Source organism: Microcoleus vaginatus HSN003, assembly GCF_022701255.1.
In the GTDB taxonomy this organism is placed as follows: Bacteria; Cyanobacteriota; Cyanobacteriia; order Cyanobacteriales; family Microcoleaceae; genus Microcoleus; species Microcoleus vaginatus_B.
Window position 1 is genome coordinate 4,745,430 of the sequence record NZ_CP031705.1, and the last position, 21,842, is coordinate 4,767,271.

The window sequence follows — 21,842 nt, forward strand, 5'->3', positions numbered from 1 at the left end:
GACCTGTGACGCAAAAAAGCTAGACCCTGCCAACCTTGCCAACACTCCGATCGCTCCGAGCGACCGCGCTAGACCCGCAACACTCCCACCGCTCCAACCGTGGTTAGGTGCAATTGTGCCAGCCGTGGCAGTCCTCACCATCCAATCACCTCAAACTCACCCACACCGCGCTATATGGTGCAATTTTGGAGCCGTGCCACCCATGTCAGCCGTGGCAAGTGTCGAGCCGATCGCCCCGTGTCGATCGGACAGTGCTACCCAGCTTGTTGATTCAATGAAAATCACTGCGGCCGCCGCTTTTCTCGGATGTGTAAACATTTTAATAACAATAGCAATCCTGGAAGGTAAAAGATGACACAAGCCCACAAACAGAAACTTACCTTTGAAGAGTACCTCACCTATGAGGACGACACCGACAACCGCTACGAATTAATTGATGGAGAGTTAGTAACATTGCCACCCGAATCGGGCCCCAACAATTTCATTGCTAACTATCTACTATTCACTCTGGCTAGTAGCGGGTTCATCCCACTGAGGCTGATCAGAACACATATGTGCGAAATCGAAGTTCCCATCCTGCGGGAGGGCGACGCAGCTAACCGCTACCCAGATTTGGTGGTTTTGCGCCCCGAACACATCTTGCTGACAGCAACCAGGCTAACCATCACCCAAACTATGCCACCTCCTCAGTTGGTTGTCGAGGTTGTTAGTCCAGGTAGAGTTGGGCGCGATCGCGATTACATTAGCAAACGAGCCCAATATGCAGCGCGGGGTATCCCTGAATATTGGATTGTTGACCCTCAAGAGCAGATAGTAGCGGTACTTCAACTAGAATCGGGTGAGTATGTCGAAGTTGGGATGTTTCAAGGGGAACAAACACTTGTTTCTCCAACATTTCCGCAGTTGAATATAACGGCTGGACAAGTTTTGGGAGGAGAGTTTCAGTTGTAGAATGCGCCAAATTGCATAATTTTCACCAGAAAAACGAGCGAGAAGCCCCTGGCTTTAGACATGGGGAGGAAAGCGGCAGCGACTTCAGTCGCCTTGAAATATTTTTAAAACCCATAGCTATAGCCATCTTTTTTGTGGATTGCTTTGCAATACTTGTGGCTAATACCTGTTACTCTCCCAGCCTTCGTTACGATATCAAAACTGCCTGAAGCACGGCATAGAAGCCGCCCTGTATAAGAGCCGACTTTCTTCCCTGCGGTAACGGTTGCGCTGACAATATCGCCAGTCTGAAACCCTTTGTGAATTTGCACTCTGGACTTGTGCCGAATGGGAAATCCGTACTGGTTTGTGCCGCACATCTGTCGTGTCCCCTGACCTTTTGCCACAATCAACAAAGGCTTTGAAGTCAATACTTTGAGCGTGTCAACGCTGCCCACACACGCAGCATCAAGCCAGTGCGATTTAGCCAACCCTAACCGATGGCGATTGAACTTAGTTTGTCCGCCCGTGCCAGTAGTGACGGGCAATCCCGTTTCTTTAAGTGCATTAAATAATGCCCATCGGGTTGAGTTGACCGCTGCTGCATCTTTGAGTGGTAGCTTTGCTTGTTTGAGGATGCGGTTTAACAGGTCGGGTTTAGCTGCCAGGAATGCTCGAATATCCTGATTGCCTTTCTTTTGATTGCAATCGTGACAAGCCAGTGTCAAATTGGAAACCCTGTCAGAGCCACCTCTTGACTTGGGCTGAATGTGCTCAACCTCAAAAGGTACATTTTCGGCCGAGCAATAAGCACACTGCCGATGCCATTTTTCCAAGAGATACTGCCGGACTTCGTAACCCTGCAATTCTCCCTGCTGATACATAACGCCTGAGATTTCAGGGTTTTGCATGAGTTGAGAATCAAACCGCACTAACTCTTGAACAATGCTGGCAACGGGAGCGAGTCGAATCAATTTGCGAACCCATGTAAGTGTTGTTTCGACTTGGTGTTGCAAGGATGGAGCGAGCCAACCATCGGGGCGAGTGCGATTGAGGAATCGCGCCTTACGGTATCGAGTTTTGCGATTGCGTCTTCCTCGCCTAAGTTGACGGCGAGAGAGAAGTGCATCTTTAATTTGCTGGCCCCGGTGTTGCAGTTCGGCTCCGAAGATAATCTTGTTGTCCTGTTTGATTGCAACCCCCGTGACTTTCGATCCCGGATCTAATTTCAGTTCTAGCGGTTCAGGCTTCGTCTCAACTGCTTTTTTCAAAACAATCGTAAACGGATAGCGGCGAAATACCGCTGCTTTTCCAGCTTTCAGCAATGACCTTGCTATTCCTGGTTTACAGGGTGATAGCGGTTTGCGATTGGTATCAATTACAAAGACAAAGTTAGACATTGTTGCGTCTCCTCTGATTGCTCGTAATGTTCGCTTCGCCAATGTTTTTAAGGCTTGTCATGTTGGCTGCACTTCCTTAACCCATTACAGATGTTTAACAACCAACGATAGGGCTACAAACTAGCGACGCATTTGTAGGTATCGTGACCTTAAAAACGTAGAGGCTTGTTGCGTCTGAGGCTGGTCATGTTCTGGCTTGTATCCCGCTCGAAGAGTCGGACAGTCTACAAGCCCCTGCCTTTAGGCATGGGGTTCATGACCTAAGCTACCTTGGGGCAAATTTCGACTTTGACAGTCATACCTACTTTATTGAGCATTGCAATCAGACTGTCAACGGAAAACTGCCCTATTTTACCTTGAGTTAGAGCTTTGATTCGATCGTTGGACTGTTGGAGATGTTGAGCCGTTTGATCGAGAGTCCAACCGCGCTCTTTAATCTGATGAGTCAGGGCGAGAATTAGTTGCGATCGGATTAGTAAGTTATCAGCTTCTTCAGATGAGAATCCGAGGTCTAGAAAGATATTATCGACTGCTTGGGTAATAGTATTTTCGCTCATTGTTCCGGTTCTCTTGAGTTTAAACGATTTTGTAACAACTCTTGGTAGCGTTTCTGCCCAACTTCGATATTTTTCTTAGCTGTTTTCTGAGTTTTCTTTTGGAAGGCATGGAGCACATAAATAGCTTCTTCAAATCTAGCAATATAGAAAACCCGATAGGCATTTTCTGTCCGAATCCGAATTTCTTCAACGCCTTTACCTACGATCGACATCGGTTTAAAGTCTGGTGGTTGTATGCCCTGCTGGAGAGTCCAAAGTGAAAAACCGGCTTCTTTTCGGGCATCTTCAGGAAGAGATTGGATTTCTTCGCGGGCAGGGCCAACCCACCGAATCGGCTTGATGGTCATCGAGTTTGTTGAGAATCGAATACTGTGACAATTATACTCAAGTATTGCCTTAAGTATTTTATTTCTTCAGCGCTCTATGTCGGTTAGTTCAGCCGCCGATTTGAGACATTGTGCGGCTGTAATTTCCTTGAGTAGTTCCCGAATCTCGCTGTTTGAAATTAATCTCCGGTTTAATCTCCAATATGTGCCGCACTCGATCGCGCAATTCGCTTGTAGGAGTCCCACCACGCAGAGCAGTTTTTAAGTCAATTTGACCGGTTTCGTTCAGCAGACAAGGCCGCAGCCACCCGTCAGCAGACAAACGCATCCGGTTGCAGCGATCGCAAAAACACTCGGACATTTGGCTGATAAATCCTAAAGTGCCCTTCGCCCCCGGAATTTGAAACACATCCGCCGGCCCATTTCCGCGAATTCCCGACTCGGCTAACCCGTATTTCTCGCTAATTTGTTGCCGCAATTCGGCTGATGCTACCCAACCTTTATCGCCAAATAAATCCCCATTCCCGATCGGCATAAACTCAATAAAACGAACGTGCCAATTCCGGTTAATTGTTAACGCCGCTAAATCCAATATTTCGCTGTCATTCACACCGGGAATTACCACAACATTCAGTTTCAGCGGGTCGAATCCAGCTTGATAAGCCGCTTGAATTCCCTCCCAAACCTGCGTCCACCGCGATCGTCCCCGACTACCAATTATCTTGTCGAAAGTCTCCGGTTCCAGCGAATCCAAACTAATATTAATCCGGCGCAAACCCGCCTTGTAGAGATTTTCCGCCATTCCCGCCAGCAAAAATCCGTTGGTTGTCATGGATAAATCTCGCGTTTCGGGCATTGAGGCGATCGACCTCACCAATTCCACCACCCCAGGCCGCAGCAGCGGTTCCCCTCCAGTCAAGCGAAACTTTGTAAATCCCACGGGTATAAAAACTTCCCGCAGCAGAGTTAGCAATTCCGAGTGAGTTAACAACTGCTGTTGCAATACATAGTCCAACTCGCTACCTTCTGGCATACAGTAGAGACAGCGGAAGTTGCAGCGGTCTATCAAGCTAATCCGAAGGTAGTCTACGGTATCCATGTCAATAGTTTGTAATATTATTTAATTATAAATGCTGACTCGATTTTCTGCAATTATCGGCTGTAGAGTAAATCGATAATCTAAAATCTCTAATCTAAAATACAATTGATATCATCCAAAAAGGGATACAAGCCCCCAGCTCCCGACTGTAGAGTAAATAGATAATCGATAATCTAAAATCTAAAATTGCTACATTTATGTTTTTTGAATTTGAAGCTGATTTTGTCGAAGCTTTGCGCTGCATTCCGATGCAGGTACGTCTCAAGTTAGATACTTGCGGCATTAAATTAAAGTTGCAGGATTGGAATCATTTCAACCAAGCAGAACGGCAAAGTCTTGTAGAGTTACCTTGCTTGAGTGAATCAGAAATTATTGATTACCGAGAAAAGCTAAATCAAATATTAATTCAACAGACAGGCAAACCGGGAACTGATTTGGCTGTTGATGAAAATCCCCCGTGGATGGATGGTGCAACTGTACCGGAGCCGGTTTCTGCAAAAGCGCAAGAGCTCGGCGTGACAATTTCTTTGGCCCAGTGGGCGAGTTTGCAGCCGCTACAGCGATTTGCTTTGATTAAGCTTAGTCGATCGAGCCACGAGAATAAAAATTTCATCCCGGCACTTCAAGAGTTTAAGGTTATTGAATGAGAGCAAATTTTAATTAACTCTTCTAGAGCGCTCTTGGCGCAGAGTCTCCAGAAGAGAGAGTCACCTCATCGATGCGCCCGATCGTCCTTTCTCACTTCTCACTAAGTAAGCCTCACTTAATGAGAAGCACGAGAACAATGTGTAAAAAAGTGTTGTCTGGCGGTGGGAGAGGTAGGGTGAGGTCGATCGGGCATTTAACGGCTTGAGGTTTCCGACGCGCCCGACACCAAATTCTGAAAATATGATTAATTTTATTTTAAGTATTGTTACCGCAGCGTGGTATGATTTTTGTGAGTTTGCAAAGCACTCGCCTGCTACCTGCATTAGTTTCTGAGCTTCGTGAACACGCAAAACACACCCACCGAACCCGCAGCAGCAAACGAGGATATTCCTCAAGCTGGCACAGTCTCGACAGTTTCGACAGCTTCGTCCGAGACTAGCAATCCCATGCAAGACTTTTATCGCCTCCAACAAGAGTTGTTGGCGTACACCCTTGCTTTTACGGCGATTATTTTTATCTCCGTTTGGATTTTTTACTCCCTCAACATTGCCCTGAATTATTTGCTTGGGGCGAGCACAGGTGTGGTTTACTTAAAGATGTTGGCTAGAGACGTTGAACGAATCGGCAGCCAAAATCAGCGCATCAGCAAGACAAGGCTCGGTGTGTTTTTAGCGGTGATGATAGTAGGAACACAGTGGAATCAGCTACAGATTTTACCGATATTTTTGGGATTTCTGACTTACAAAGCTGCGCTGTTGGTTTACGTGATCCGAAGTGCATTAGCACTAGACTACAGGTAGGTCAGGCAATTCGAGCAAAACTCAACTCATCGATTTGTATGGGGAAGCCCGTTGAATGGCAATGCTTGACGTTCTAAACACCTTTAATCGTTTCCCCCTCGCCAAATTGGAAGTTGGCCAGCAGTTGTACTGGCAACTCGGCAATCTGAAAGTGCACGGGCAGGTTTTTCTAACCTCGTGGTTTGTAATTGCCGTTTTAGTCGTAGTTTCGATTTTAGGAACCAGCAAAATCCAGCGAATTCCCAGCGGAATGCAAAATTTTATGGAGTATGCGCTGGAATTTATTCGGGACTTGGCTAAAAACCAAATTGGGGAAAAAGAATATCGCCCTTGGGTACCGTTTATTGGTACATTATTTCTGTTCATCTTTGTGTCAAACTGGTCTGGCGCTCTAATTCCTTGGAAGCTGATTAAGCTGCCATCAGGCGAATTGGGAGCTCCTACCGCTGACATCAATACGACGGTAGCATTTGCACTGCTGACTTCTCTAGCATATTTTTATGCAGGTCTCAGCAAAAGCGGCTTGGGGTATTTCGCCCACTATGTTGAACCGGTGCCTTTCATGTTGCCGTTCAAAATCATAGAAGATTTCACTAAGCCTCTGTCCCTAAGTTTCCGTTTGTTTGGCAACATTCTTGCGGACGAATTGGTGGTCGGAGTGCTAGTGTTGCTAGTGCCTTTATTTGTTCCTCTGCCAGTGATGGTTCTGGGACTATTTACCAGTGCAATTCAAGCTTTGATTTTTGCTACCTTAGCCGCAGCCTACATTGGTGAAGCTCTAGAAGGCGGTCACGGCGAAGAACACCACGATTAACTAACGATAAACGGCGAAGCATGAATGAGGAAAAAGAAAATTTCCTCTCCTCAAACTTCCTCCCGTTAAATCGGACAATTCTGTAGACTTTCTCCTCTCAATTTTGTACTTTAGATAAGGAAAATCATCATGGACTCAACAGTTGCTGCCGCTTCCGTAATTGCCGCCGCTTTGGCAGTAGGTTTAGCCGCCATCGGCCCTGGCATCGGTCAAGGAAATGCAGCAGGTCAGGCTGTAGAAGGGATTGCCCGTCAGCCGGAAGCAGAAGGTAAAATTCGCGGCACCTTGCTGTTGAGTTTGGCGTTCATGGAAGCGCTCACAATTTACGGTTTGGTCGTAGCCCTAGTGCTGCTGTTTGCCAACCCCTTCGCATAATAATTGGAAATTTTAGATTTGAGGTTTTGGCGATTCTAATCCAAAATCTCAAATCTAAAATCAATTAAGCGAATTAGATGGAAGCCGTCAAAAAATCATGATGCACTGGACAGTATTACTAGCAGTTGAAGAAGCGGCTAAGGAAGGGGGACTGTTTGATCTAGATGCTACGCTGCCTCTGATGGCGGTGCAGTTTTTAATTCTAGTCGCAGTCTTGAATGTAATTTTTTACAAGCCGCTCAGCAAGTCAATTGACGATCGCGCCGATTACATTCGCAACACTCAAGTCTCCGCCCAAGAACGCTTGGCAAAAGCTCAGCAACTAGCGCAGCAGTACGAGCAAAAACTGGGAGAAACTCGCAAACAGTCTCAATCAGTAATTGCTGCTGCTCAAGCTGATGCCCAAAAAATTGGGGCAGCCAAAGTAGCTGAGGCTCAACAAGAAGCTCAAGTCGCGCGAGAAAAGGCTGGGCAAGAAATAGAGCAGCAAAAGCAAGAAGCAATGCGCTCACTAGAACAACAAGTAGACGCGCTCAGCGGCCAAATTCTCGAAAAGCTATTAGGGCAGTCGCTGGCCAAATAGCGAGACAGAAGAGTTTTAGATTTTTGATGGAATCTTAAATCTAAAATCGCTTCACCCAATCTGCACGCGCAATTATGGAAGAGTATCATGGGGACTGTTTTATTGCTAGCCACAGAAGCTAGCGGCGAAGGTGGTTTCGGTTTAAATTTCGATATTTTAGAAACCAACCTGATTAACCTGGTCATTATTATTGCAGTGCTGTTTTATTTCGGGCGCGGATTTGTAGGTAAAATCCTGACTGAGAGGCGTTCGGGCATCCAAGAGGCGATTCAAGAAGCAGAAAAACGCCAAAAAGATGCAGCAGCAGCTCTAGCAGAGCAACAGCAAAAATTGACTCAAGCGCAAGCAGAAGCGGAACGAATTCGTGCCGCTGCTGAAGAAACTGCCAAGAAAGCAAAAGAAGCAATTCTAGCTCAGGCAGCGCAAGACGTTGAAAGAATGAGAGCAACAGCAGGTCAAGAGTTGGAAGCGGAGCGGGAAAGAGCGATCGCCCAACTGCGATCGGCGGTTGTATCTCTGGCATTAGCAAAGGTGGAAAGCCAGCTAAAAACTAGCTTGGACGACAGCGCTCAACACCAATTAATCGATCGCAGCATTGCGTTACTGGGAGGCTAAAACGTGAGTACAGTCAGCACAGAAGTCTTACAGCCTTACGCATCTGCCTTGATGTCACTGGCTCAGTCCAGCAATCTCTCAGAGAAGTTCGGCGAAGACATTCGTTCCTTGCTGAGCCTGCTAGAAGGTTCGGAAGACTTGCGTCAATTTTTAGCCAATCCGCTGGTAAAACCGGATGCTAAAAAAGCCGTGATTCAGCAAATAGCGGGTGAAGAAATGAACCCCTTGATGCACAGCTTTCTGAAGCTATTAGTAGACAAAGGAAGAATTCTTTTTTTAGAAGGAATTGGCAAACAATACTTGGCAAGGCTCCGAGAACTCAACCAAACAGTATTGGCTGAAGTTACATCGGCCGTCCCGCTTTCAGACGCTCAACAGCAGACTGTGCGCGAGAAAGTGCAGGCGATGACCAGCGCTAGTCAAGTAGAAATTGAAACCAAAATAGACGCAGATTTAATCGGCGGTGTGATAATCAAAGTAGGCTCTCAAGTAATTGATGCCAGCCTGCGGGGACAATTGCGCCGTCTGGGAATTCGCTTGAATTCCTGATTTAAGGAAGCAGGAAGTTCGGCAAGGAGCAATGTACGGGATGTAACGGATGTAACGGAGAGAAGGAAAAAGGAAGAAAGAACAAGGGAAGAATCAAACAGGAATTAGGAATAAATTAATTTCTGTTTTCGAGCTGTTAGTCCCAAATTCTTACTACCAAATCCCAATACTTTATGACCGAAAACATCGACTGACAACTGACAACTAACAACTGACAACTGACACATAATAACTAACATGGCAGCAATCAGACCTGACGAAATTAGCAGCATTATTCGCCAGCAAATTGAGCAGTACGACCAAGACGTAAAAGTCTCTAACGTCGGTACTGTTCTGCAAGTAGGCGACGGCATTGCCCGGATTTATGGCTTGGATAAAGCCATGTCTGGGGAATTGCTAGAATTTGCCGACGGCACCGTGGGCATTGCACTGAACCTCGAACAAGATAACGTGGGTGCAGTGTTGATGGGCCAAGGCCTCGGCATTCAAGAAGGTTCGGCAGTTACTGCTACTGGCAGAATTGCTGAAGTCCCCGTGGGTGAAGCAATGTTGGGACGGGTAGTTGATGCTTTGGCCCGTCCGATTGACGGCAAAGGAGAAATTAAAACTACTGAATCGCGCTTGATTGAATCTCCGGCACCGGGGATTGTTTCTCGCCGTTCTGTTTACGAACCCATGCAAACAGGAATTACCGCTATTGATGCGATGATTCCGGTGGGAAGAGGACAGCGGGAACTGATTATCGGTGACAGACAAACCGGTAAAACTGCGATCGCGATCGACACGATTATTAACCAAAAATCGGAAAACGTGATCTGCGTTTACGTGGCGATCGGTCAAAAAGCTTCTACAGTAGCTAACATCGTCAACGTCCTGCAAGAAAAGGGCGCGATGGACTACACGATCGTAGTAGCAGCCAACGCTAGTGACCCCGCAACCCTGCAATATTTGGCTCCCTACACAGGTGCTAGCTTAGCCGAGTATTTCATGTACAAAGGCAAGCACACTTTGGTCATTTACGATGACCTTTCCAAACAAGCACAAGCTTACCGCCAAATGTCTCTGTTGCTGCGCCGTCCTCCCGGTCGCGAAGCTTATCCCGGAGACGTGTTTTACCTGCACTCTCGCTTGCTAGAACGCGCTGCTAAATTGAGCGACGATTTGGGCGAAGGCAGCATGACTGCTTTGCCAATTATCGAAACCCAAGCTGGTGACGTTTCTGCTTACATTCCGACGAACGTAATTTCGATTACCGACGGTCAAATCTTCCTTTCTTCTGACTTGTTTAACGCTGGTTTGCGTCCTGCAGTAAACCCCGGTATTTCGGTATCGCGGGTAGGTTCGGCGGCTCAAACTAAGGCGATGAAAAAAGTAGCCGGTAAGGTGAAACTGGAATTGGCGCAGTTTGAAGAACTGGCAGCATTTTCTCAGTTTGCTTCTGACTTGGATAAAGCTACTCAGAATCAATTGTCGCGCGGTCAGCGCTTGCGGGAACTGTTGAAACAGCCCCAAAGTTCGCCTCTGCCGATGAACGAACAAGTGGCTGTAATCTATGCCGGTATTAACGGCTATATGGATGACATCCCTGTGGAAAAAGTCAGCAAGTTTACTGTTGGTTTGCGCGACTATTTGCGGACTAGCAAGCCGAAGTACGGCGAAATTGTTCAAGGCGGAAAAGCTTTGACTGATGAAGCTGAGAAGCTGCTGAAAGAAGGCATCGCAGAATACAAGCAAACTTTCTTGGTTTCTGCGTAAATCGAGTTGGAATTTTGAACCGCAGATGAACGCGGATAAACGCAGATTATCGGAAGTTCATCTGCGTTTATCTGCGTTTATTCGCAGTTTTAATTAAAAAGATGCGGGCCAGGGACTAAGGAGAAAATTATGGCAAATCTGAAAACTATTCGCGATCGCATTAAGTCGGTCAAGAACACTAAAAAGATTACAGAAGCAATGCGCTTGGTGGCCGCTGCTAAGGTGCGCCGCGCTCAAGAACAGGTGACGGCTACTCGACCTTTTGCCGATCGACTGGCAGAGGTATTGTATGGTTTGGCGGAACGCTTGCAGTTTGAAAACCTGGATTTGCCGCTGCTGAAAAAACGCGAAGTGCGGACTGTGGGGCTTTTGGTCGTTTCGGGCGATCGGGGTTTGTGCGGTGGCTACAATAGCAACATCATCAGATACGCGGAAAATCGCGCTAAGGAAATCAAAGCTGAAGGCTTAGACTACAAATACGTGTTGGTAGGACGCAAAGCTACTCAGTATTTCCAGCGCCGCGAACAGCCGATCGATGCTACTTACGCTAACTTAGAACAAATTCCCACAGCGCCGGAAGCGGCACAAATTGCTGACGAATTGCTTTCCTTGTTCCTGTCAGGAACTGTGGACAGAGTTGAGCTAATTTACACCAAGTTTGTGTCGCTAATTAGTTCGCGTCCGGTAATTCAAACCTTGCTGCCCCTCGACCCCCAAGGTTTGGAAACTCCCGATGATGAAATCTTCCGCTTGACATCGCAAGGCGGACAGTTTCAAGTATCGCGCGAGAAGGTTGCTTCACCTACGAAGAGTTTGCCCAGGGACATGATTTTCGAACAAGATCCGGCGCAAATTCTGGAGGCTCTTTTGCCCTTGTATTTGAACAACCAATTGCTGCGGGCTTTGCAAGAGTCTGCTGCTAGCGAGTTGGCTGCGCGGATGACGGCGATGAACAATGCTAGTGAGAATGCTAGCGATTTGATTGGTAGTTTGACGCTGACTTATAACAAGGCGCGGCAAGCGGCAATTACTCAGGAAATCCTGGAAGTTTGCGGCGGTGCTGAGGCTTTGAATGGTTAGGTTAGGGTTGACAATTTGTTGATTTTATGCTAGGCGTCTGAGGGAACTCAGGCGCTTTTTTTTTAAGCAACGGAGGACACGGCAATGCCGTTTCCCTACCCAAAATAATCCATCTTTCTGGCTCAGATGTAACAATCACCCATTAATTGTAGGGAAACGGCCAGGGGCGGTGTCCTGACTGTGGGTAATATCAATTCCGATGCCACCGAATTTGGGATTAGACTATCTTCGCGCGTTCGTCTAACCAGCGCTGAAATGACTTCTGACTTTCTCCAGATGGTTTACCGAGAATGATATTTTTGATGCTAATGTCTTCGTCAATATCAGGCCAGTGGATTCCATCATTTCCACCAATAAATCGCCAATTATTGCGTTCGTTTGGTGTGCTATGCAATACCCGCGGATACCAAGCTAAAGGAACAGAAATAGTACGACCATCGGATAGATCGAGTGTTAGCGTGTCGTCTGTAACAACTACGTTTTGTGCTTGGGGGATTTCTAGCAACTCAACCATTAAAGAAGTCATTCCAACCTGCTAATAACTGCGATCGCCTATTCCTGCACAATCTCATACAAATCTTCGATCGACAAATCAAAAGTCCTTGCCAACTTATGCAAGGCTGTCACATCAACTGTTGCTAATCCGGGCGATCGGGCATAGGTTCTGAGGGTACTGTAGACTACGCCCGATCGCTCTGAAACTTCTTTCAGCGTCCAGCCTTTCTCAGCAGCCCACTCTCGAATCCGCAATCTAATTAAGCCCATAAGCTCTTGAGTTGTGATTGATATAAGTCAGAGGATTGTACTGTAAAAAGCGATCGCCTACTCTTTTACCACCTCCACCAAATCTTCCACCATCACGTCAAAAGTACGTGCCAACTTCAGCAGACAAGTAAAATCAACCATTGCCATTCCCGGAGAACGTGAATAGGTGGTGAGTGTGCTGTAAATGACTCCCGATCGCTCAGAAACCTCTTTGATCGTCCAGCCTTTCTCAGCAGCAAATTCTTTAACCCGCAATCTAATTAAACCCATTGACAAAAAACTAGATTTACTCTGGGATAAAATTTTATCGTAAAAAGCGATCGCTCACTCCTGCACAATTTCCACCAAGTCTTCAATCATTACATCAAAGGTGCGAGCCAACTTGTGTATAGAAATAAAGTCAATGGTTGACACTCCCGGACAGCGGGCGTAGTGTCTGACGGTGCTGTAAATTACTCCCGATCGTTCTGAAACTTCTTTCAGCGTCCAGCCTTTCTCGCTAGCTAGTTCTCTGACTTTTAACCTGACTAAACCCATACTTGACAAATGATGGTACACCATCATAGGATGGTTTTATCGTAAAAAGCGATCGCCCCAACGTCTGGAAAACTCAAGGACGATCGCCTATCAAAGTTCAAATCCCATATAAGGGACTGCTCTATCTATCAAATTCCCAAATCAGGAATCTATCTATCCAAATCAGGAATCGATCTATTCAAATCAGGAAACTTATCAACTATGTTAGCAAGCTTTCGACCAAAATCAACCCCCAGACACAGATTGAGCCGGTTTGTGACGAAAGAGGCGATCGCGCGGCTGCTGAAAATCAAGGTAGAACAAATATATCGCTTCGAGTGCTGGGCGCATATCCTGTACGTGTACGCCAAAGGCATGAGTCGGTTTGTGAGTTATGCCGACTTTCCGCCTGTTTTGGGAGTGGAATCGCCCTCTGGTTTAGATTTTGGTTATTGGAAGCGCCGGATAGCGAGTCAAAAAGAGAGACACGCACCGGATTTTTGGGTGGATTTTTATGCGGCGAGATTTCAGAAAGCTGTTTGTGTTTCTGAATTGTTGGAGTGGGGGGAAATGGTAGGGGTGATTAAATTGATGTTAAGTCGAATAGCTCTGGAGTCGCTGCGAAAGGTTTATGCACAAGAGAAATCTCTGCTAGAAAATTTCTAAATTATGACTGAAACACGGGTGATTAGAAATCGGTTTTTTTTGCGACAATACTTCACGCCCCGCCTTTAACTAAAGTAAAAAACCCGGTTTCTTTGGTATGCGTAACTCTCATAAACTCCGGCCCCCCCTGTAGTGGCGGTGCCCCCGTGCCCGCCCGAAAGATCGGGGCAACCACAAGGGGATTGCCCTACAGGAATTACTCGCAGCAAACATTCAAAAAATTGCTACAAGCTCGAATACAACAGTTATAATTTCTCCATGCGCTTCCCCTTCTATCTCAGTTAAGCCCATGAGTAACCTTTCAAACATCCCTGACGGAGGCGATTTACCCGATCGCTACAGGAATGTAGGAGAACAAATCCAAGCATTCTTCGATTTTGCCGAAAACAATCCCGATCGCGTTGTTCCTGTGTTCGTCAACATCTGAGAAACTCAAACATCACTAATGAAAGTTATCGCAGCACTCGCTAACAACGATAAGTATGTTTTAGATAAAGAACTCAACTCTTGGCTTTCGATGTGGGAGAAACTACCGTAAAAGTGCGGCTACTCATCACGCAATAAATTCTCATCGTATCAATCATAATAGTAATAAGTGAGTTGGGTAAAAGCGAGGAAATAACTATGGTCACTGCTACTGCTGTACAGGATAATTTTACTCTAGAAGATTTCACGGTCGCTCCGCCCGACAACATGGAATTGGTAGACGGCCAACTTGTGGAGAAAAATGGCATGACACTAAAGACAAGTAAAATTCAGTCAAAGCTAAGTCGTTACTGGGGAGATTACAAAGATTCTAGCGGACAGGGAGGAGAAGTCTATACTGAACCACCTTGTCGCACTAACCAACAAATTCGCCGCCCCGATGTCGCTTATCTCACACCCGAATTAGTTGCACAATTTGGCAATCTTGCCACTTTACCCCAAAGTTTTCCGTTAATTGCCGAAATAGTTTCACCCACCGATATCGCTGAAGATGTCTTTCTCAAAGCACAGGAATATTTAAAATCTAGCTGTCAGGAAGTTTGGCTAGTTTTTCCCGAAAGTCATTTAATATTTGTGATGACTCAAAATCAAATATTGACATTTAGATCCGGCGATACCGCCAGCACCCAACAAATCCTGATCGGTTTTAGCATCGATGTCGATCGATTGCTAGCTTAAACTAAATTCTACAACCTTTCATTTAGCAGCACGCGACACAAAACTCTCCTCTACCCGTTGCACCAGTTCTTAAATCAAATTGCTACAATATTCTTAAGACTCCCCCAGTCCGCCTTCGCGGACTTCGTTTGTAGAGCATCGGAATTCTATTCGGTGGTATTTAATTAATCTCCCACCATTATCGGAGCAAACCGCCATGTCAGACGACTTTTCCTTAGACGAGCTTTTAAATAGAAGTTACTACGCCTTCAAAGACGCAGAAAACCAAGTGGGACAGTGCAATGTTTTAGTCATCGGCAAAACCGGCGTCGGCAAAAGTACCCTGATAAATTCCGTTTTTCGCCAACGCTTAGCAGAAACCGGAGTCGGCCGCCCCATAACTCAAGGCATTCGCCAATATACCAAACCGAATTGCCCAATTACAGTCTACGATACTCCCGGACTCGAACTCAACGCCGAACAAATTAAAATTATTCAATTAAACGTTGCAAAACTAATAGAAGACCAAAGACTCCTGCACCCAAAAGAACACATTCACGTCATCTGGTACTGCATCAATCACAGCGCCAATAGAATAGAATCTGTGGAGGAAAACTGGCTAAAAGAAATGGAAGTCAAAGATGTACCAGTTCTTTTAGTGCTGACTCAGACGACATCTAAAAAGCCGGGCGAGTTTTTCAAGCAACTGGAACACATGAATTTGCCCGTCAGTCAAATCATCCCCGTCATGGCTGAGCCGGAAGAAATTGATGAGGATTATACAGTAAAATCTCACGGTTTAGATAAGTTGGTAGATGCAACTTTTCAACTGCTGCCGGAAGTAGCTAAAAAAGCTTTTGTTAAAGAACAAATTGCTAATATTGCGCTCAAATCCGATATGGCATTTAAGTATCTAAGTGCTTATGTCGCAGGTTCTGCAATTGTCGGTGCGACTCCTGTACCCTTTGCTGATGCGCCGATTTTGATGACGATGCAAACGGCAATGATTGCTAATATTACTGTAATTTTTGGAATGCCCTTTGATAAGGGGTTTATTTCGGCGATGCTGTCTGCTATTAGCGGCGCTGGTGGGGTGACTGCTGTTGGCAGAAGTATTGTTACTAATTTGATTAAAATGATTCCTGGTGCGGGTACAGTTGTCGGCGGTGCTATCTCTGGTGCAACCGCAGCAACTCTCACGCTGGCCCTCGGTTTGGCTTACATTGAAGTGCTTAAAGCTTATATGAAAGCTCAAGTTAATGGGGAACAACTTTCTTTGCAGCAGTTGACAAAGATGTTTGTGGATTTTTATAAGGATTATGCTAGTTCTGGGCGTAAAACTTTGAAGGATGACAAACCGAATCAACCTAAACCTCCCAATCAAATTAATATTGATTAGATGGGGAATTGGTAATGGGGAATTGGTAGGATATAGAGGTTTTCCGCAAGTCCAGTCACTGCACCGATCGCAAAAAGCACTACAATATCAGTGAATGCTGCACAAGGAAGTAAATGGCTATGGTAATGGCTGCCGTTTTATCAGAAAATGTTTCTCTAGAAGACTTTATGGCTAATCCCCCCGAGTGCATGGAATGGGTGGACGGGCAAATCGCGGAGAAAAATGGCATGACAGTAAAACATAGTCGAATCCAATCTAGACTAGATTATGGTTGGAGAAGTTATAAGATATCTAGCGGACAAGGCGGCGAAGTGTATACAGAAGTTCCTTGTCGTACTGACAGGCGAGTGCGCCGTCCAGATGTAGCTTATCTTACTCCTGAACTTGTTGCTCAATATGGCGATGTTCCTACTTTGCCTCAAAGTCCGCCGTTAATTGCTGAAATAGTTTCTCCTACTGATATTGCGGAAGAAATATTTCTAAAAGCACAAGAATATTTAGATTCAGGTTGTCTGGAAGCTTGGCTTGTTTTTCCAGAAAGTCGCTGGATATTGATCATGACTCAAAGTCAAAAGTTAACCTTTAACCTGGGTTCTACAGTCAGCACTCAGCTAGTGCTGGGGGGTTTTAGTGTTCCTGTTGACGAGTTGTTGGCTTGAAGCTCTAAAATTAATTAGGTATAAGTCCTTTTTGGCAGGCTTGGCCCGTGAGGCTTGTAATAATTTCTGAAAAAGTCATTGACAAAATGCCGCGGGTTCGCCCCGCTAATTAATAAAAAAAATTATCAATAAAAAATGCAGTTGTAAAATTGCACCAAATCACAAACAGCGGTAAAATACTTATTGCTTTGTTTGCAAATGTAGCGTAAATTCCAATTGGGGAATTAAAACCAATCATTGAAATATGTCTAAGACTTACACTGTTGAATTGATCCACCAAGGCTCTACCTATACCGTAGAAGTGCCGGAAGATAAACAAATTCTGCAGGTGGCCAACGCTGCGGGCATTGATCTGCCTAACTCTTGCAATGCGGGGGTTTGTACTACTTGCGCTGCTAAAGTTATTGAGGGTGAAGTTGAGCAAGTTGATTGCATGGGCGTCAGTCCCGAACTTCAGGCAGAAGGTTATGTGTTGCTGTGCATTGCTTATCCCCGATCGAACTTGAAGATAGAAACAGAAAAAGAAGAGATTGTCTACGATCGCCAATTCGGTAAATCCTAGGACTAAGCTAAAATTGACCTCAGTACCGTTAGCGGTAAAACCACTATGGATCGCCCTATGACCACCCATTTCATTTCCGCAGAAGTTGACCTCCAGGAGACTCCCGAGCAACTGCACTCGGCTATTGAAATTGAACTGCAAAAGTACGGCGAACCCCTGCGGTGGGCCGTCACAGACGTGGATGTCGATCGGCAAAAGGCTGTGGTAGAAGGCTACGTGCTCGTGGAAGCATCCTCCGCAACACCGTGAACCCCCGCCCTTTGACAGTGGTTTTGATAGTCCCCACAGGCGTTGGAGCCTCGATTGGTGGGTTTGCAGGAGATGCGCTGCCGGTGGCTAGGGCGATCGCCCAAATTTCAGACACCCTGATCACTCACCCCAACGTCCTCAACGGCGCTCAACTTTATTGGCCGATACCTAACGCTCTCTACGTTGAAGGTTACGCCCTTGACAAATTTGCTGCCGGATGTTGGGGACTGCAACCGGTACATCAAAATCGCATCGGCTTAATCCTCGATTCCGCGATCGAACCAGACTTGCAGTTGCGCCACTTGCAAGCGGCTGATGCAACGAGAGCTACATTGGGTTTGAATATAACTGATTGTGTTTTAACCGATCGCCCCCTGCAAGTCGAATTGCGTATTTCTGAATCAGGGGCATCCTGGGGGACGATCGGCAATCCAGACAGTTTATTGCGCGCTGCGGAAAAATTAATCAAACAAGCAAGAGTAGAGGCGATCGCAGTTGTAGCAAGATTTCCCGACGATGAAGGCAGCCTCGCCCTCGAAAACTACCGCCGCGGCAAAGGAGTTGACCCCCTCGCCGGCGCGGAAGCTGTGATCAGCCACCTCGTCGTCAGGACGTTTAAAATCCCCTGCGCCCACGCCCCCGCGCTGTCTGCGCTTCCCCTCGATCCGCACCTGTCCCCGCGATCGGCTGCGGAGGAAATCGGCTATACTTTCCTACCTTGCGTGCTTGCGGGCCTCAGCAAAGCTCCGCAATTGGTAACGCCAGAAAGCCAGCAGCACAATCAATTATCAATTACCGCCGATCGAGTCGATGCGGTGGTCATACCCGCCACAGCCTGCGGCGGCAGTGCTATTCTGAGTTTGAGTGGGCGATCGTCAGTACAAATCATCGCTGTGGGGGACAACAAAACCCAGATGCAGGCGACTCCAGAAAAACTCGGAATCAAAGCTTTGCAGGTAAACTCATATTTAGAGGCGATCGGAGTTTTGGTCGCTTTGCGAGCCGGCATCAGTCCAGCTTCCTTGGGTGCAGACATCTCCTCCCTGCGTTGTTTGTCTGACTAAACTAAACAAATCTAAAATCTCAAACCTCAAATCTAAAAGTGATTAAGTGGCAGAAAAAATTCCCGAAAACCCTGAAATTGAACCCTTGACGCGCACCCAAGTTTTAATAGCAATGGGCGTGACAGCAATTATGTTGCTGGCGGTAGCTAAATTGTGGTTGCTATTTGGATCGGTATCGCTTTTGCCAGTCAAATTGATAGGAATCGACTTGCTCAACGGAGGTGCGATCGGATTGGCAATTACAGCCGGGAGTGCGATCGTTTATCACCTCTGGCCGGGTTATCGCCGGAGTGCTGATGTTTACTTGGAAGTAGTGCTCAAACCTTTGTTTTGGCCGGATTTGATTTGGCTGGGACTGCTGCCGGGACTTAGCGAAGAATTGCTATTTCGAGGCGTGATGCTGTCTGCTTTAGGATTGAATGTTACCAGTTTAGTTTTATCGAGTTTTTGTTTCGGTATTCTGCACTTGGGAGGCATGGATCAGTGGCCTTATGCTGTTTGGGCAACGGCTGTCGGATTGCTGTTGGGTTACAGCGTTTTAGCTACTGGGAATTTGTTAGTGCCAATTACCGCTCATATCTGTACGAATTTGATTTCTAGCTGTGTTTGGAAGTGGGAACACAATGCGGTGAAGCGGTAGCTCGATCGCAATTCCAAAGCGATTGAAATCGCGCCTGCGCGGAATATAGCAATAAATGCCAACGCGCAAGGGGGTTTTTAGATTGAACGAACCGCGAAGACGCTAAGGGCGCGAAGGAAGAGGAAGAGTTCACAGAGGTGAAAAGGTTTTAACCGCCGAGTTTTATCTGTGTTAAGGTAGTTTATAACTGCTCGATCGCACAATCAACTCACCTTGACGTGGATCGCGGCTGAAGATAAAAGCTCCTTCTTGAGTTTCGCCGCTTGACAAAAAATCAATTTGTTGATCGCCGGATTCCAAGACTTCGCCGTTGACGCGCAGTTCGGCAATAATTTGCACAGACTCTGCCGTTTCGCCGCCCGTGTTGGTCACTATAAACGGTACGTAAAATTGCCCTTGAGTTTCACGAATAGGCGTGTTCCGAGTGACAGAAATAATCGGAGGTTCCTCTTTTTTACTCACCCAGTTGTAGAGTACGAGCCCGGTGAGGGTAAAAAGGATAAAGCAGGCGATCGCAAATGTCACCCATTCAGCAAAAGTTCTTTTTTCTTGCTGTTCGTTATTGCTTTCACTCATACCGTCAACCTCCCCGCCGCGCCGCCAATAGTCGCCGGCAATCCTAATACTAACGTATAGCTCAACCAAATCGACCACGGGTCGTCAAAACTAAGTTTGTGAAAAAAAAACATCATAAATGCAGAAGCCGCCAGCGACACTAAATACGCCATGACAGTTTCGCTGAGGGGACGCTGAAAAAGCCCTTGCTGCTGCTGCCGTTTTGCTTGATAAGTAAAGCCTGCTACAAATACAATACCGTAGGAAATTAGCAGCGAAGCAGCGATAATTGCTAATTGCCAAGGTGGCGAAATAGCAGCAGCTAGCATGGGAATTTCGTCAGTTGGGGCGATGTTGAAAGCAATGATCATCGCGCCGATTAAAGTAGCGCCGATATCTGCTAAAGTTGGGTTAATGGTAGGTTCGCTGTCGGTATCTGAAGTTTGATAGCGATCACCGCTCAAAAAACCGTTCGCCAGGGCAACTCCCAAGGAAAACGGCAGGCCTTCAAAGATGATTTTCCCCAAAGTTTGTTGCAGCGGAGTCTCCGGGGTAATTTCCCTGAGCAAAAACAGGACAAAAGCCGCGCAGACAATGCCGATGGCGATTGCTTCTACGGTATCGATTGCAGCATCTAGCCAGCGGATGTCCTTAGTTTTGCGAAAACCTTCAGTGCGAGTCAGCAAGAAAACAACGATAAAAGTAGTTGCGATCGCGATCGAATTTTCCGCTGGTTTAGTATACGAACCGATCCACCAAACCTCCATCGTATAAAGCAGGGGAGTACCGAACAAAAAGCCGCCCGATGCACCTCGAATGATGTCGTTTAGTTCATTTGACCACTGATTTTTGCGTCTTTTTGATTTCTTCATTTTTTAGTGAAAACGTACCTCAAAAAAGGTAATCTATAATTTAACATATTTTAAGTGTTATCGTAGATAGCATTTGCACTCAACTTGGTGCATAAGCTATTAAAAATTCCTTTCTAGAAATTCCCGCTTGAGTACAAATTGCTCTCAGTGTCTCTGATTTTATTTGAGGGTGGTTAGGCATTACTAACGGAGTCTCCGTGCCATCCTGATTCTATAGCACCCTGACCCTATATTCGCCTTCTCTAATAATCCGACAACCCAACAACTGAAATGTTCTGATGACTCATCTTTTAGAAGCATCGACAGGAAACTTTGACATTAAATAGCCACCTCTGCTTCTACTAAAAAAGTCTCGATCGCAGGTGATTCGTTTTCCATTGTTTCTTTGCCAAATACTTCGATGTAGCAACGAATAGCTGACTTGACATCAGCTAATGCTTCTTCATAGGTGTCACCTTCACCAACTACGGCACCTTTGATACCAAGGGGATAGGCTACATAACCATCGGGATGTTTTTCAATGATGATTCTAAATTGTTTTGTCTTCGTCTCTTTATTTTTATGCTAAGTTAATTCACCACACCCGCGCGATCGCATAAGCATCAAAAATAGCATCAACGCTCAAAATCGGTATCTGTTCCGCCATAGATTGTGCAATTATCAGCCTGTCAAATGGATCGCGGTGATGCAAAGGCAGTGAAGCCACAACCTCAATGTGGTCGAAAGTTATTTCCAGTATCTCAATTCTATTAACTGCGAGCTGCTGCTTGATAAACTCCATAAAAGGCATACTAAAATTTAGCCGACCTATACTATGTTTTATCGCCATTTCCCAGACGCTAGCTGTACTGAGGAGAATATCGTTCTCTCCGTTGTCAATTAGCGATCGCCCTGTTGCGGTGAGTCTCGAATTGTCTGTCGTATACCAAATAAAGGCATGAGTGTCCAACAACAACCTCATTCCATGTATTCCTTAAACTCTTCTAGCGGTTCGTCAAAATCATCCGACATCCAAACCATTCCTTTGGCACTTCCTGCTTGCCGATTGGGTTTAGCTTGTTTGGGAATTACTACCAATTTTACAAGAGGCTGGTTATCTTGAGTAATCGCCACTTCTTGGCCTCTCATTGCCGCTTCGATTAATTCCACAAGCTTTTCTTTTGCCTCAACAATGTCTACTTGATACATAATTCGTTCCTCTTTATACCCTTTTATATTTTA

General features: G+C 46.1%; 32 protein-coding genes. 19 read left to right on the forward strand and 13 right to left on the reverse strand.

Going from position 1 to position 21,842, the window contains the following annotated elements:
• Positions 1-156 precede the first annotated feature (156 nt).
• Positions 157-318 carry a hypothetical protein gene (locus D0A37_RS20575; RefSeq protein ID WP_242717102.1) on the reverse strand — a complete coding sequence of 54 codons (162 nt, stop codon included), beginning with the start codon at positions 316-318 and terminating at the stop codon, positions 157-159.
• 33 nt (positions 319-351) lie between these two features.
• Here D0A37_RS20575 and D0A37_RS20580 point away from each other — a divergent pair, with 33 nt between their 5' ends.
• The gene (locus D0A37_RS20580; protein ID WP_242717103.1) at positions 352-951 is read left to right on the forward strand and encodes a Uma2 family endonuclease; all 600 of its coding nucleotides are present in this window, start codon (positions 352-354) and stop codon (positions 949-951) included.
• Between the two features lie 104 nt (positions 952-1,055).
• Here the strand turns inward: D0A37_RS20580 and iscB are convergent, their stop codons facing one another.
• From iscB to moaA, 4 genes are all read right to left on the reverse strand, one after another.
• The gene (gene iscB, locus D0A37_RS20585; RefSeq protein ID WP_242717104.1) at positions 1,056-2,330 is read right to left on the reverse strand and encodes an RNA-guided endonuclease IscB; all 1,275 of its coding nucleotides are present in this window, start codon (positions 2,328-2,330) and stop codon (positions 1,056-1,058) included.
• A gap of 260 nt (positions 2,331-2,590) precedes the next feature.
• Positions 2,591-2,887 (reverse strand): helix-turn-helix domain-containing protein, encoded by a 297-nt coding sequence (locus D0A37_RS20590; RefSeq protein ID WP_242717105.1) that lies wholly within the window; start codon positions 2,885-2,887, stop codon positions 2,591-2,593.
• On the reverse strand, positions 2,884-3,234 hold the full coding sequence (locus D0A37_RS20595) for a type II toxin-antitoxin system RelE/ParE family toxin (protein WP_194009249.1): 351 nt from the start codon (positions 3,232-3,234) through the stop codon (positions 2,884-2,886). Before D0A37_RS20595 ends, D0A37_RS20590 begins: the two co-directional genes overlap by 4 nt.
• Before the next feature lie 88 nt (positions 3,235-3,322).
• Entirely contained in the window at positions 3,323-4,312 is a 990-nt protein-coding gene (gene moaA, locus D0A37_RS20600) for a GTP 3',8-cyclase MoaA (RefSeq protein WP_242717106.1), read from the reverse strand.
• Positions 4,313-4,509: 197 nt separating this feature from the next.
• Between moaA and D0A37_RS20605 the strand changes: the two genes are divergently transcribed.
• From D0A37_RS20605 to D0A37_RS20645, 9 genes are all read left to right on the forward strand, one after another.
• On the forward strand, positions 4,510-4,959 hold the full coding sequence (locus D0A37_RS20605) for a nitrate reductase associated protein (RefSeq protein ID WP_242717109.1): 450 nt from the start codon (positions 4,510-4,512) through the stop codon (positions 4,957-4,959).
• Between the two features lie 339 nt (positions 4,960-5,298).
• The gene (locus D0A37_RS20610; RefSeq protein WP_006631103.1) at positions 5,299-5,760 is read left to right on the forward strand and encodes an ATP synthase subunit I; all 462 of its coding nucleotides are present in this window, start codon (positions 5,299-5,301) and stop codon (positions 5,758-5,760) included.
• 55 nt (positions 5,761-5,815) lie between these two features.
• A complete protein-coding gene (atpB, locus tag D0A37_RS20615; protein ID WP_242717111.1) occupies positions 5,816-6,574 on the forward strand; it encodes a F0F1 ATP synthase subunit A in 759 nt (252 codons plus the stop codon).
• 129 nt (positions 6,575-6,703) lie between these two features.
• Positions 6,704-6,949, forward strand: a complete 246-nt coding sequence (gene atpE / locus D0A37_RS20620; RefSeq protein ID WP_242717122.1) for an ATP synthase F0 subunit C — start codon at positions 6,704-6,706, stop codon at positions 6,947-6,949.
• 97 nt (positions 6,950-7,046) lie between these two features.
• The gene (locus tag D0A37_RS20625) at positions 7,047-7,532 is read left to right on the forward strand and encodes a F0F1 ATP synthase subunit B' (protein WP_242717123.1); all 486 of its coding nucleotides are present in this window, start codon (positions 7,047-7,049) and stop codon (positions 7,530-7,532) included.
• Positions 7,533-7,619: 87 nt separating this feature from the next.
• Complete coding sequence (locus D0A37_RS20630) at positions 7,620-8,147, forward strand: F0F1 ATP synthase subunit B (RefSeq protein ID WP_006631107.1); 528 nt, start codon at positions 7,620-7,622, stop codon at positions 8,145-8,147.
• Between the two features lie 3 nt (positions 8,148-8,150).
• Positions 8,151-8,696 carry an ATP synthase F1 subunit delta gene (gene atpH, locus D0A37_RS20635; RefSeq protein WP_006631108.1) on the forward strand — a complete coding sequence of 182 codons (546 nt, stop codon included), beginning with the start codon at positions 8,151-8,153 and terminating at the stop codon, positions 8,694-8,696.
• 237 nt (positions 8,697-8,933) lie between these two features.
• Positions 8,934-10,451 (forward strand): F0F1 ATP synthase subunit alpha, encoded by a 1,518-nt coding sequence (atpA, locus tag D0A37_RS20640; protein ID WP_242717124.1) that lies wholly within the window; start codon positions 8,934-8,936, stop codon positions 10,449-10,451.
• Between the two features lie 129 nt (positions 10,452-10,580).
• Positions 10,581-11,531, forward strand: coding sequence for a F0F1 ATP synthase subunit gamma (locus tag D0A37_RS20645; protein WP_242717125.1), 951 nt, complete (start codon positions 10,581-10,583; stop codon positions 11,529-11,531).
• A gap of 217 nt (positions 11,532-11,748) precedes the next feature.
• Here D0A37_RS20645 and D0A37_RS20650 read toward each other — a convergent pair whose 3' ends face one another.
• Genes D0A37_RS20650 through D0A37_RS20665 form a run of 4 tightly spaced genes read right to left on the reverse strand, consistent with a single transcriptional unit; the run spans position 11,749 to position 12,833 of the window.
• Positions 11,749-12,057 (reverse strand): DUF2442 domain-containing protein, encoded by a 309-nt coding sequence (locus D0A37_RS20650; RefSeq protein ID WP_242717127.1) that lies wholly within the window; start codon positions 12,055-12,057, stop codon positions 11,749-11,751.
• 26 nt (positions 12,058-12,083) lie between these two features.
• Entirely contained in the window at positions 12,084-12,296 is a 213-nt protein-coding gene (locus tag D0A37_RS20655) for a helix-turn-helix domain-containing protein (protein ID WP_242717129.1), read from the reverse strand.
• 57 nt (positions 12,297-12,353) lie between these two features.
• A complete protein-coding gene (locus D0A37_RS20660) occupies positions 12,354-12,566 on the reverse strand; it encodes a helix-turn-helix domain-containing protein (RefSeq protein WP_006631112.1) in 213 nt (70 codons plus the stop codon).
• A 54-nt stretch (positions 12,567-12,620) separates the two neighbouring features.
• Positions 12,621-12,833: a helix-turn-helix domain-containing protein gene (locus tag D0A37_RS20665; protein ID WP_190735550.1), complete on the reverse strand. Its 213-nt coding sequence runs from the start codon at positions 12,831-12,833 to the stop codon at positions 12,621-12,623.
• Positions 12,834-13,034: 201 nt separating this feature from the next.
• Between D0A37_RS20665 and D0A37_RS20670 the strand changes: the two genes are divergently transcribed.
• The 9 genes from D0A37_RS20670 (at position 13,035) to D0A37_RS20710 (ending at position 19,194) form a co-directional block, all read left to right on the forward strand.
• Positions 13,035-13,478 carry a hypothetical protein gene (locus tag D0A37_RS20670; RefSeq protein ID WP_242717131.1) on the forward strand — a complete coding sequence of 148 codons (444 nt, stop codon included), beginning with the start codon at positions 13,035-13,037 and terminating at the stop codon, positions 13,476-13,478.
• Between the two features lie 289 nt (positions 13,479-13,767).
• Positions 13,768-13,905: a hypothetical protein gene (locus D0A37_RS20675; RefSeq protein WP_242717133.1), complete on the forward strand. Its 138-nt coding sequence runs from the start codon at positions 13,768-13,770 to the stop codon at positions 13,903-13,905.
• A 197-nt stretch (positions 13,906-14,102) separates the two neighbouring features.
• On the forward strand, positions 14,103-14,642 hold the full coding sequence (locus D0A37_RS20680; RefSeq protein WP_242717135.1) for a Uma2 family endonuclease: 540 nt from the start codon (positions 14,103-14,105) through the stop codon (positions 14,640-14,642).
• A gap of 196 nt (positions 14,643-14,838) precedes the next feature.
• Positions 14,839-16,020: a YcjF family protein gene (locus D0A37_RS20685; RefSeq protein WP_242717137.1), complete on the forward strand. Its 1,182-nt coding sequence runs from the start codon at positions 14,839-14,841 to the stop codon at positions 16,018-16,020.
• A gap of 113 nt (positions 16,021-16,133) precedes the next feature.
• A complete protein-coding gene (locus tag D0A37_RS20690) occupies positions 16,134-16,679 on the forward strand; it encodes a Uma2 family endonuclease (RefSeq protein WP_445242422.1) in 546 nt (181 codons plus the stop codon).
• Positions 16,680-16,923: 244 nt separating this feature from the next.
• Complete coding sequence (locus D0A37_RS20695) at positions 16,924-17,241, forward strand: 2Fe-2S iron-sulfur cluster-binding protein (RefSeq protein WP_242717141.1); 318 nt, start codon at positions 16,924-16,926, stop codon at positions 17,239-17,241.
• Positions 17,242-17,298: 57 nt separating this feature from the next.
• Positions 17,299-17,490 carry a DUF8621 family protein gene (locus tag D0A37_RS20700; protein WP_242717143.1) on the forward strand — a complete coding sequence of 64 codons (192 nt, stop codon included), beginning with the start codon at positions 17,299-17,301 and terminating at the stop codon, positions 17,488-17,490.
• Positions 17,487-18,554, forward strand: a complete 1,068-nt coding sequence (locus D0A37_RS20705) for a DUF3326 domain-containing protein (protein WP_242717145.1) — start codon at positions 17,487-17,489, stop codon at positions 18,552-18,554. Before D0A37_RS20700 ends, D0A37_RS20705 begins: the two co-directional genes overlap by 4 nt.
• A gap of 46 nt (positions 18,555-18,600) precedes the next feature.
• Positions 18,601-19,194, forward strand: a complete 594-nt coding sequence (locus D0A37_RS20710) for a CPBP family intramembrane glutamic endopeptidase (protein WP_242717146.1) — start codon at positions 18,601-18,603, stop codon at positions 19,192-19,194.
• 171 nt (positions 19,195-19,365) lie between these two features.
• Here the strand turns inward: D0A37_RS20710 and D0A37_RS20715 are convergent, their stop codons facing one another.
• The 4 genes from D0A37_RS20715 to D0A37_RS20730 form a co-directional block, all read right to left on the reverse strand.
• Positions 19,366-19,770 carry a TIGR02588 family protein gene (locus D0A37_RS20715; protein ID WP_242717147.1) on the reverse strand — a complete coding sequence of 135 codons (405 nt, stop codon included), beginning with the start codon at positions 19,768-19,770 and terminating at the stop codon, positions 19,366-19,368.
• Complete coding sequence (locus D0A37_RS20720) at positions 19,767-20,621, reverse strand: TIGR02587 family membrane protein (RefSeq protein WP_242717148.1); 855 nt, start codon at positions 20,619-20,621, stop codon at positions 19,767-19,769. Before D0A37_RS20720 ends, D0A37_RS20715 begins: the two co-directional genes overlap by 4 nt.
• Positions 20,622-21,195: 574 nt before the next feature.
• A complete protein-coding gene (locus D0A37_RS20725; RefSeq protein WP_242717149.1) occupies positions 21,196-21,582 on the reverse strand; it encodes a type II toxin-antitoxin system VapC family toxin in 387 nt (128 codons plus the stop codon).
• Positions 21,579-21,809 carry a type II toxin-antitoxin system Phd/YefM family antitoxin gene (locus D0A37_RS20730; protein WP_242717150.1) on the reverse strand — a complete coding sequence of 77 codons (231 nt, stop codon included), beginning with the start codon at positions 21,807-21,809 and terminating at the stop codon, positions 21,579-21,581. Before D0A37_RS20730 ends, D0A37_RS20725 begins: the two co-directional genes overlap by 4 nt.
• Positions 21,810-21,842: the final 33 nt, after the last annotated feature.

Coding starts and splice junctions, on each gene's coding strand:
- moaA (WP_242717106.1), bottom strand. CDS start 4,312: ATGGATACCGTAGACTACCTTCGGATTAGCTTGATAGACCGCTGCAAC.
- D0A37_RS20715 (WP_242717147.1), bottom strand. CDS start 19,770: ATGAGTGAAAGCAATAACGAACAGCAAGAAAAAAGAACTTTTGCTGAA.
- D0A37_RS20725 (WP_242717149.1), bottom strand. CDS start 21,582: ATGAGGTTGTTGTTGGACACTCATGCCTTTATTTGGTATACGACAGAC.
- atpB (WP_242717111.1), top strand. CDS start 5,816: ATGGCAATGCTTGACGTTCTAAACACCTTTAATCGTTTCCCCCTCGCC.
- D0A37_RS20660 (WP_006631112.1), bottom strand. CDS start 12,566: ATGGGTTTAATTAGATTGCGGGTTAAAGAATTTGCTGCTGAGAAAGGC.
- D0A37_RS20595 (WP_194009249.1), bottom strand. CDS start 3,234: ATGACCATCAAGCCGATTCGGTGGGTTGGCCCTGCCCGCGAAGAAATC.
- D0A37_RS20645 (WP_242717125.1), top strand. CDS start 10,581: ATGGCAAATCTGAAAACTATTCGCGATCGCATTAAGTCGGTCAAGAAC.
- D0A37_RS20625 (WP_242717123.1), top strand. CDS start 7,047: ATGATGCACTGGACAGTATTACTAGCAGTTGAAGAAGCGGCTAAGGAA.
- D0A37_RS20695 (WP_242717141.1), top strand. CDS start 16,924: ATGTCTAAGACTTACACTGTTGAATTGATCCACCAAGGCTCTACCTAT.
- D0A37_RS20665 (WP_190735550.1), bottom strand. CDS start 12,833: ATGGGTTTAGTCAGGTTAAAAGTCAGAGAACTAGCTAGCGAGAAAGGC.
- D0A37_RS20720 (WP_242717148.1), bottom strand. CDS start 20,621: ATGAAGAAATCAAAAAGACGCAAAAATCAGTGGTCAAATGAACTAAAC.
- D0A37_RS20590 (WP_242717105.1), bottom strand. CDS start 2,887: ATGAGCGAAAATACTATTACCCAAGCAGTCGATAATATCTTTCTAGAC.
- D0A37_RS20605 (WP_242717109.1), top strand. CDS start 4,510: ATGTTTTTTGAATTTGAAGCTGATTTTGTCGAAGCTTTGCGCTGCATT.
- D0A37_RS20690 (WP_445242422.1), top strand. CDS start 16,134: ATGGCTATGGTAATGGCTGCCGTTTTATCAGAAAATGTTTCTCTAGAA.
- D0A37_RS20730 (WP_242717150.1), bottom strand. CDS start 21,809: ATGTATCAAGTAGACATTGTTGAGGCAAAAGAAAAGCTTGTGGAATTA.
- D0A37_RS20580 (WP_242717103.1), top strand. CDS start 352: ATGACACAAGCCCACAAACAGAAACTTACCTTTGAAGAGTACCTCACC.
- D0A37_RS20675 (WP_242717133.1), top strand. CDS start 13,768: ATGAGTAACCTTTCAAACATCCCTGACGGAGGCGATTTACCCGATCGC.
- D0A37_RS20655 (WP_242717129.1), bottom strand. CDS start 12,296: ATGGGCTTAATTAGATTGCGGATTCGAGAGTGGGCTGCTGAGAAAGGC.
- iscB (WP_242717104.1), bottom strand. CDS start 2,330: ATGTCTAACTTTGTCTTTGTAATTGATACCAATCGCAAACCGCTATCA.
- D0A37_RS20650 (WP_242717127.1), bottom strand. CDS start 12,057: ATGACTTCTTTAATGGTTGAGTTGCTAGAAATCCCCCAAGCACAAAAC.
- D0A37_RS20670 (WP_242717131.1), top strand. CDS start 13,035: ATGTTAGCAAGCTTTCGACCAAAATCAACCCCCAGACACAGATTGAGC.
- D0A37_RS20680 (WP_242717135.1), top strand. CDS start 14,103: ATGGTCACTGCTACTGCTGTACAGGATAATTTTACTCTAGAAGATTTC.
- atpA (WP_242717124.1), top strand. CDS start 8,934: ATGGCAGCAATCAGACCTGACGAAATTAGCAGCATTATTCGCCAGCAA.
- D0A37_RS20700 (WP_242717143.1), top strand. CDS start 17,299: ATGACCACCCATTTCATTTCCGCAGAAGTTGACCTCCAGGAGACTCCC.
- D0A37_RS20685 (WP_242717137.1), top strand. CDS start 14,839: ATGTCAGACGACTTTTCCTTAGACGAGCTTTTAAATAGAAGTTACTAC.
- D0A37_RS20575 (WP_242717102.1), bottom strand. CDS start 318: ATGTTTACACATCCGAGAAAAGCGGCGGCCGCAGTGATTTTCATTGAA.
- atpE (WP_242717122.1), top strand. CDS start 6,704: ATGGACTCAACAGTTGCTGCCGCTTCCGTAATTGCCGCCGCTTTGGCA.
- D0A37_RS20630 (WP_006631107.1), top strand. CDS start 7,620: ATGGGGACTGTTTTATTGCTAGCCACAGAAGCTAGCGGCGAAGGTGGT.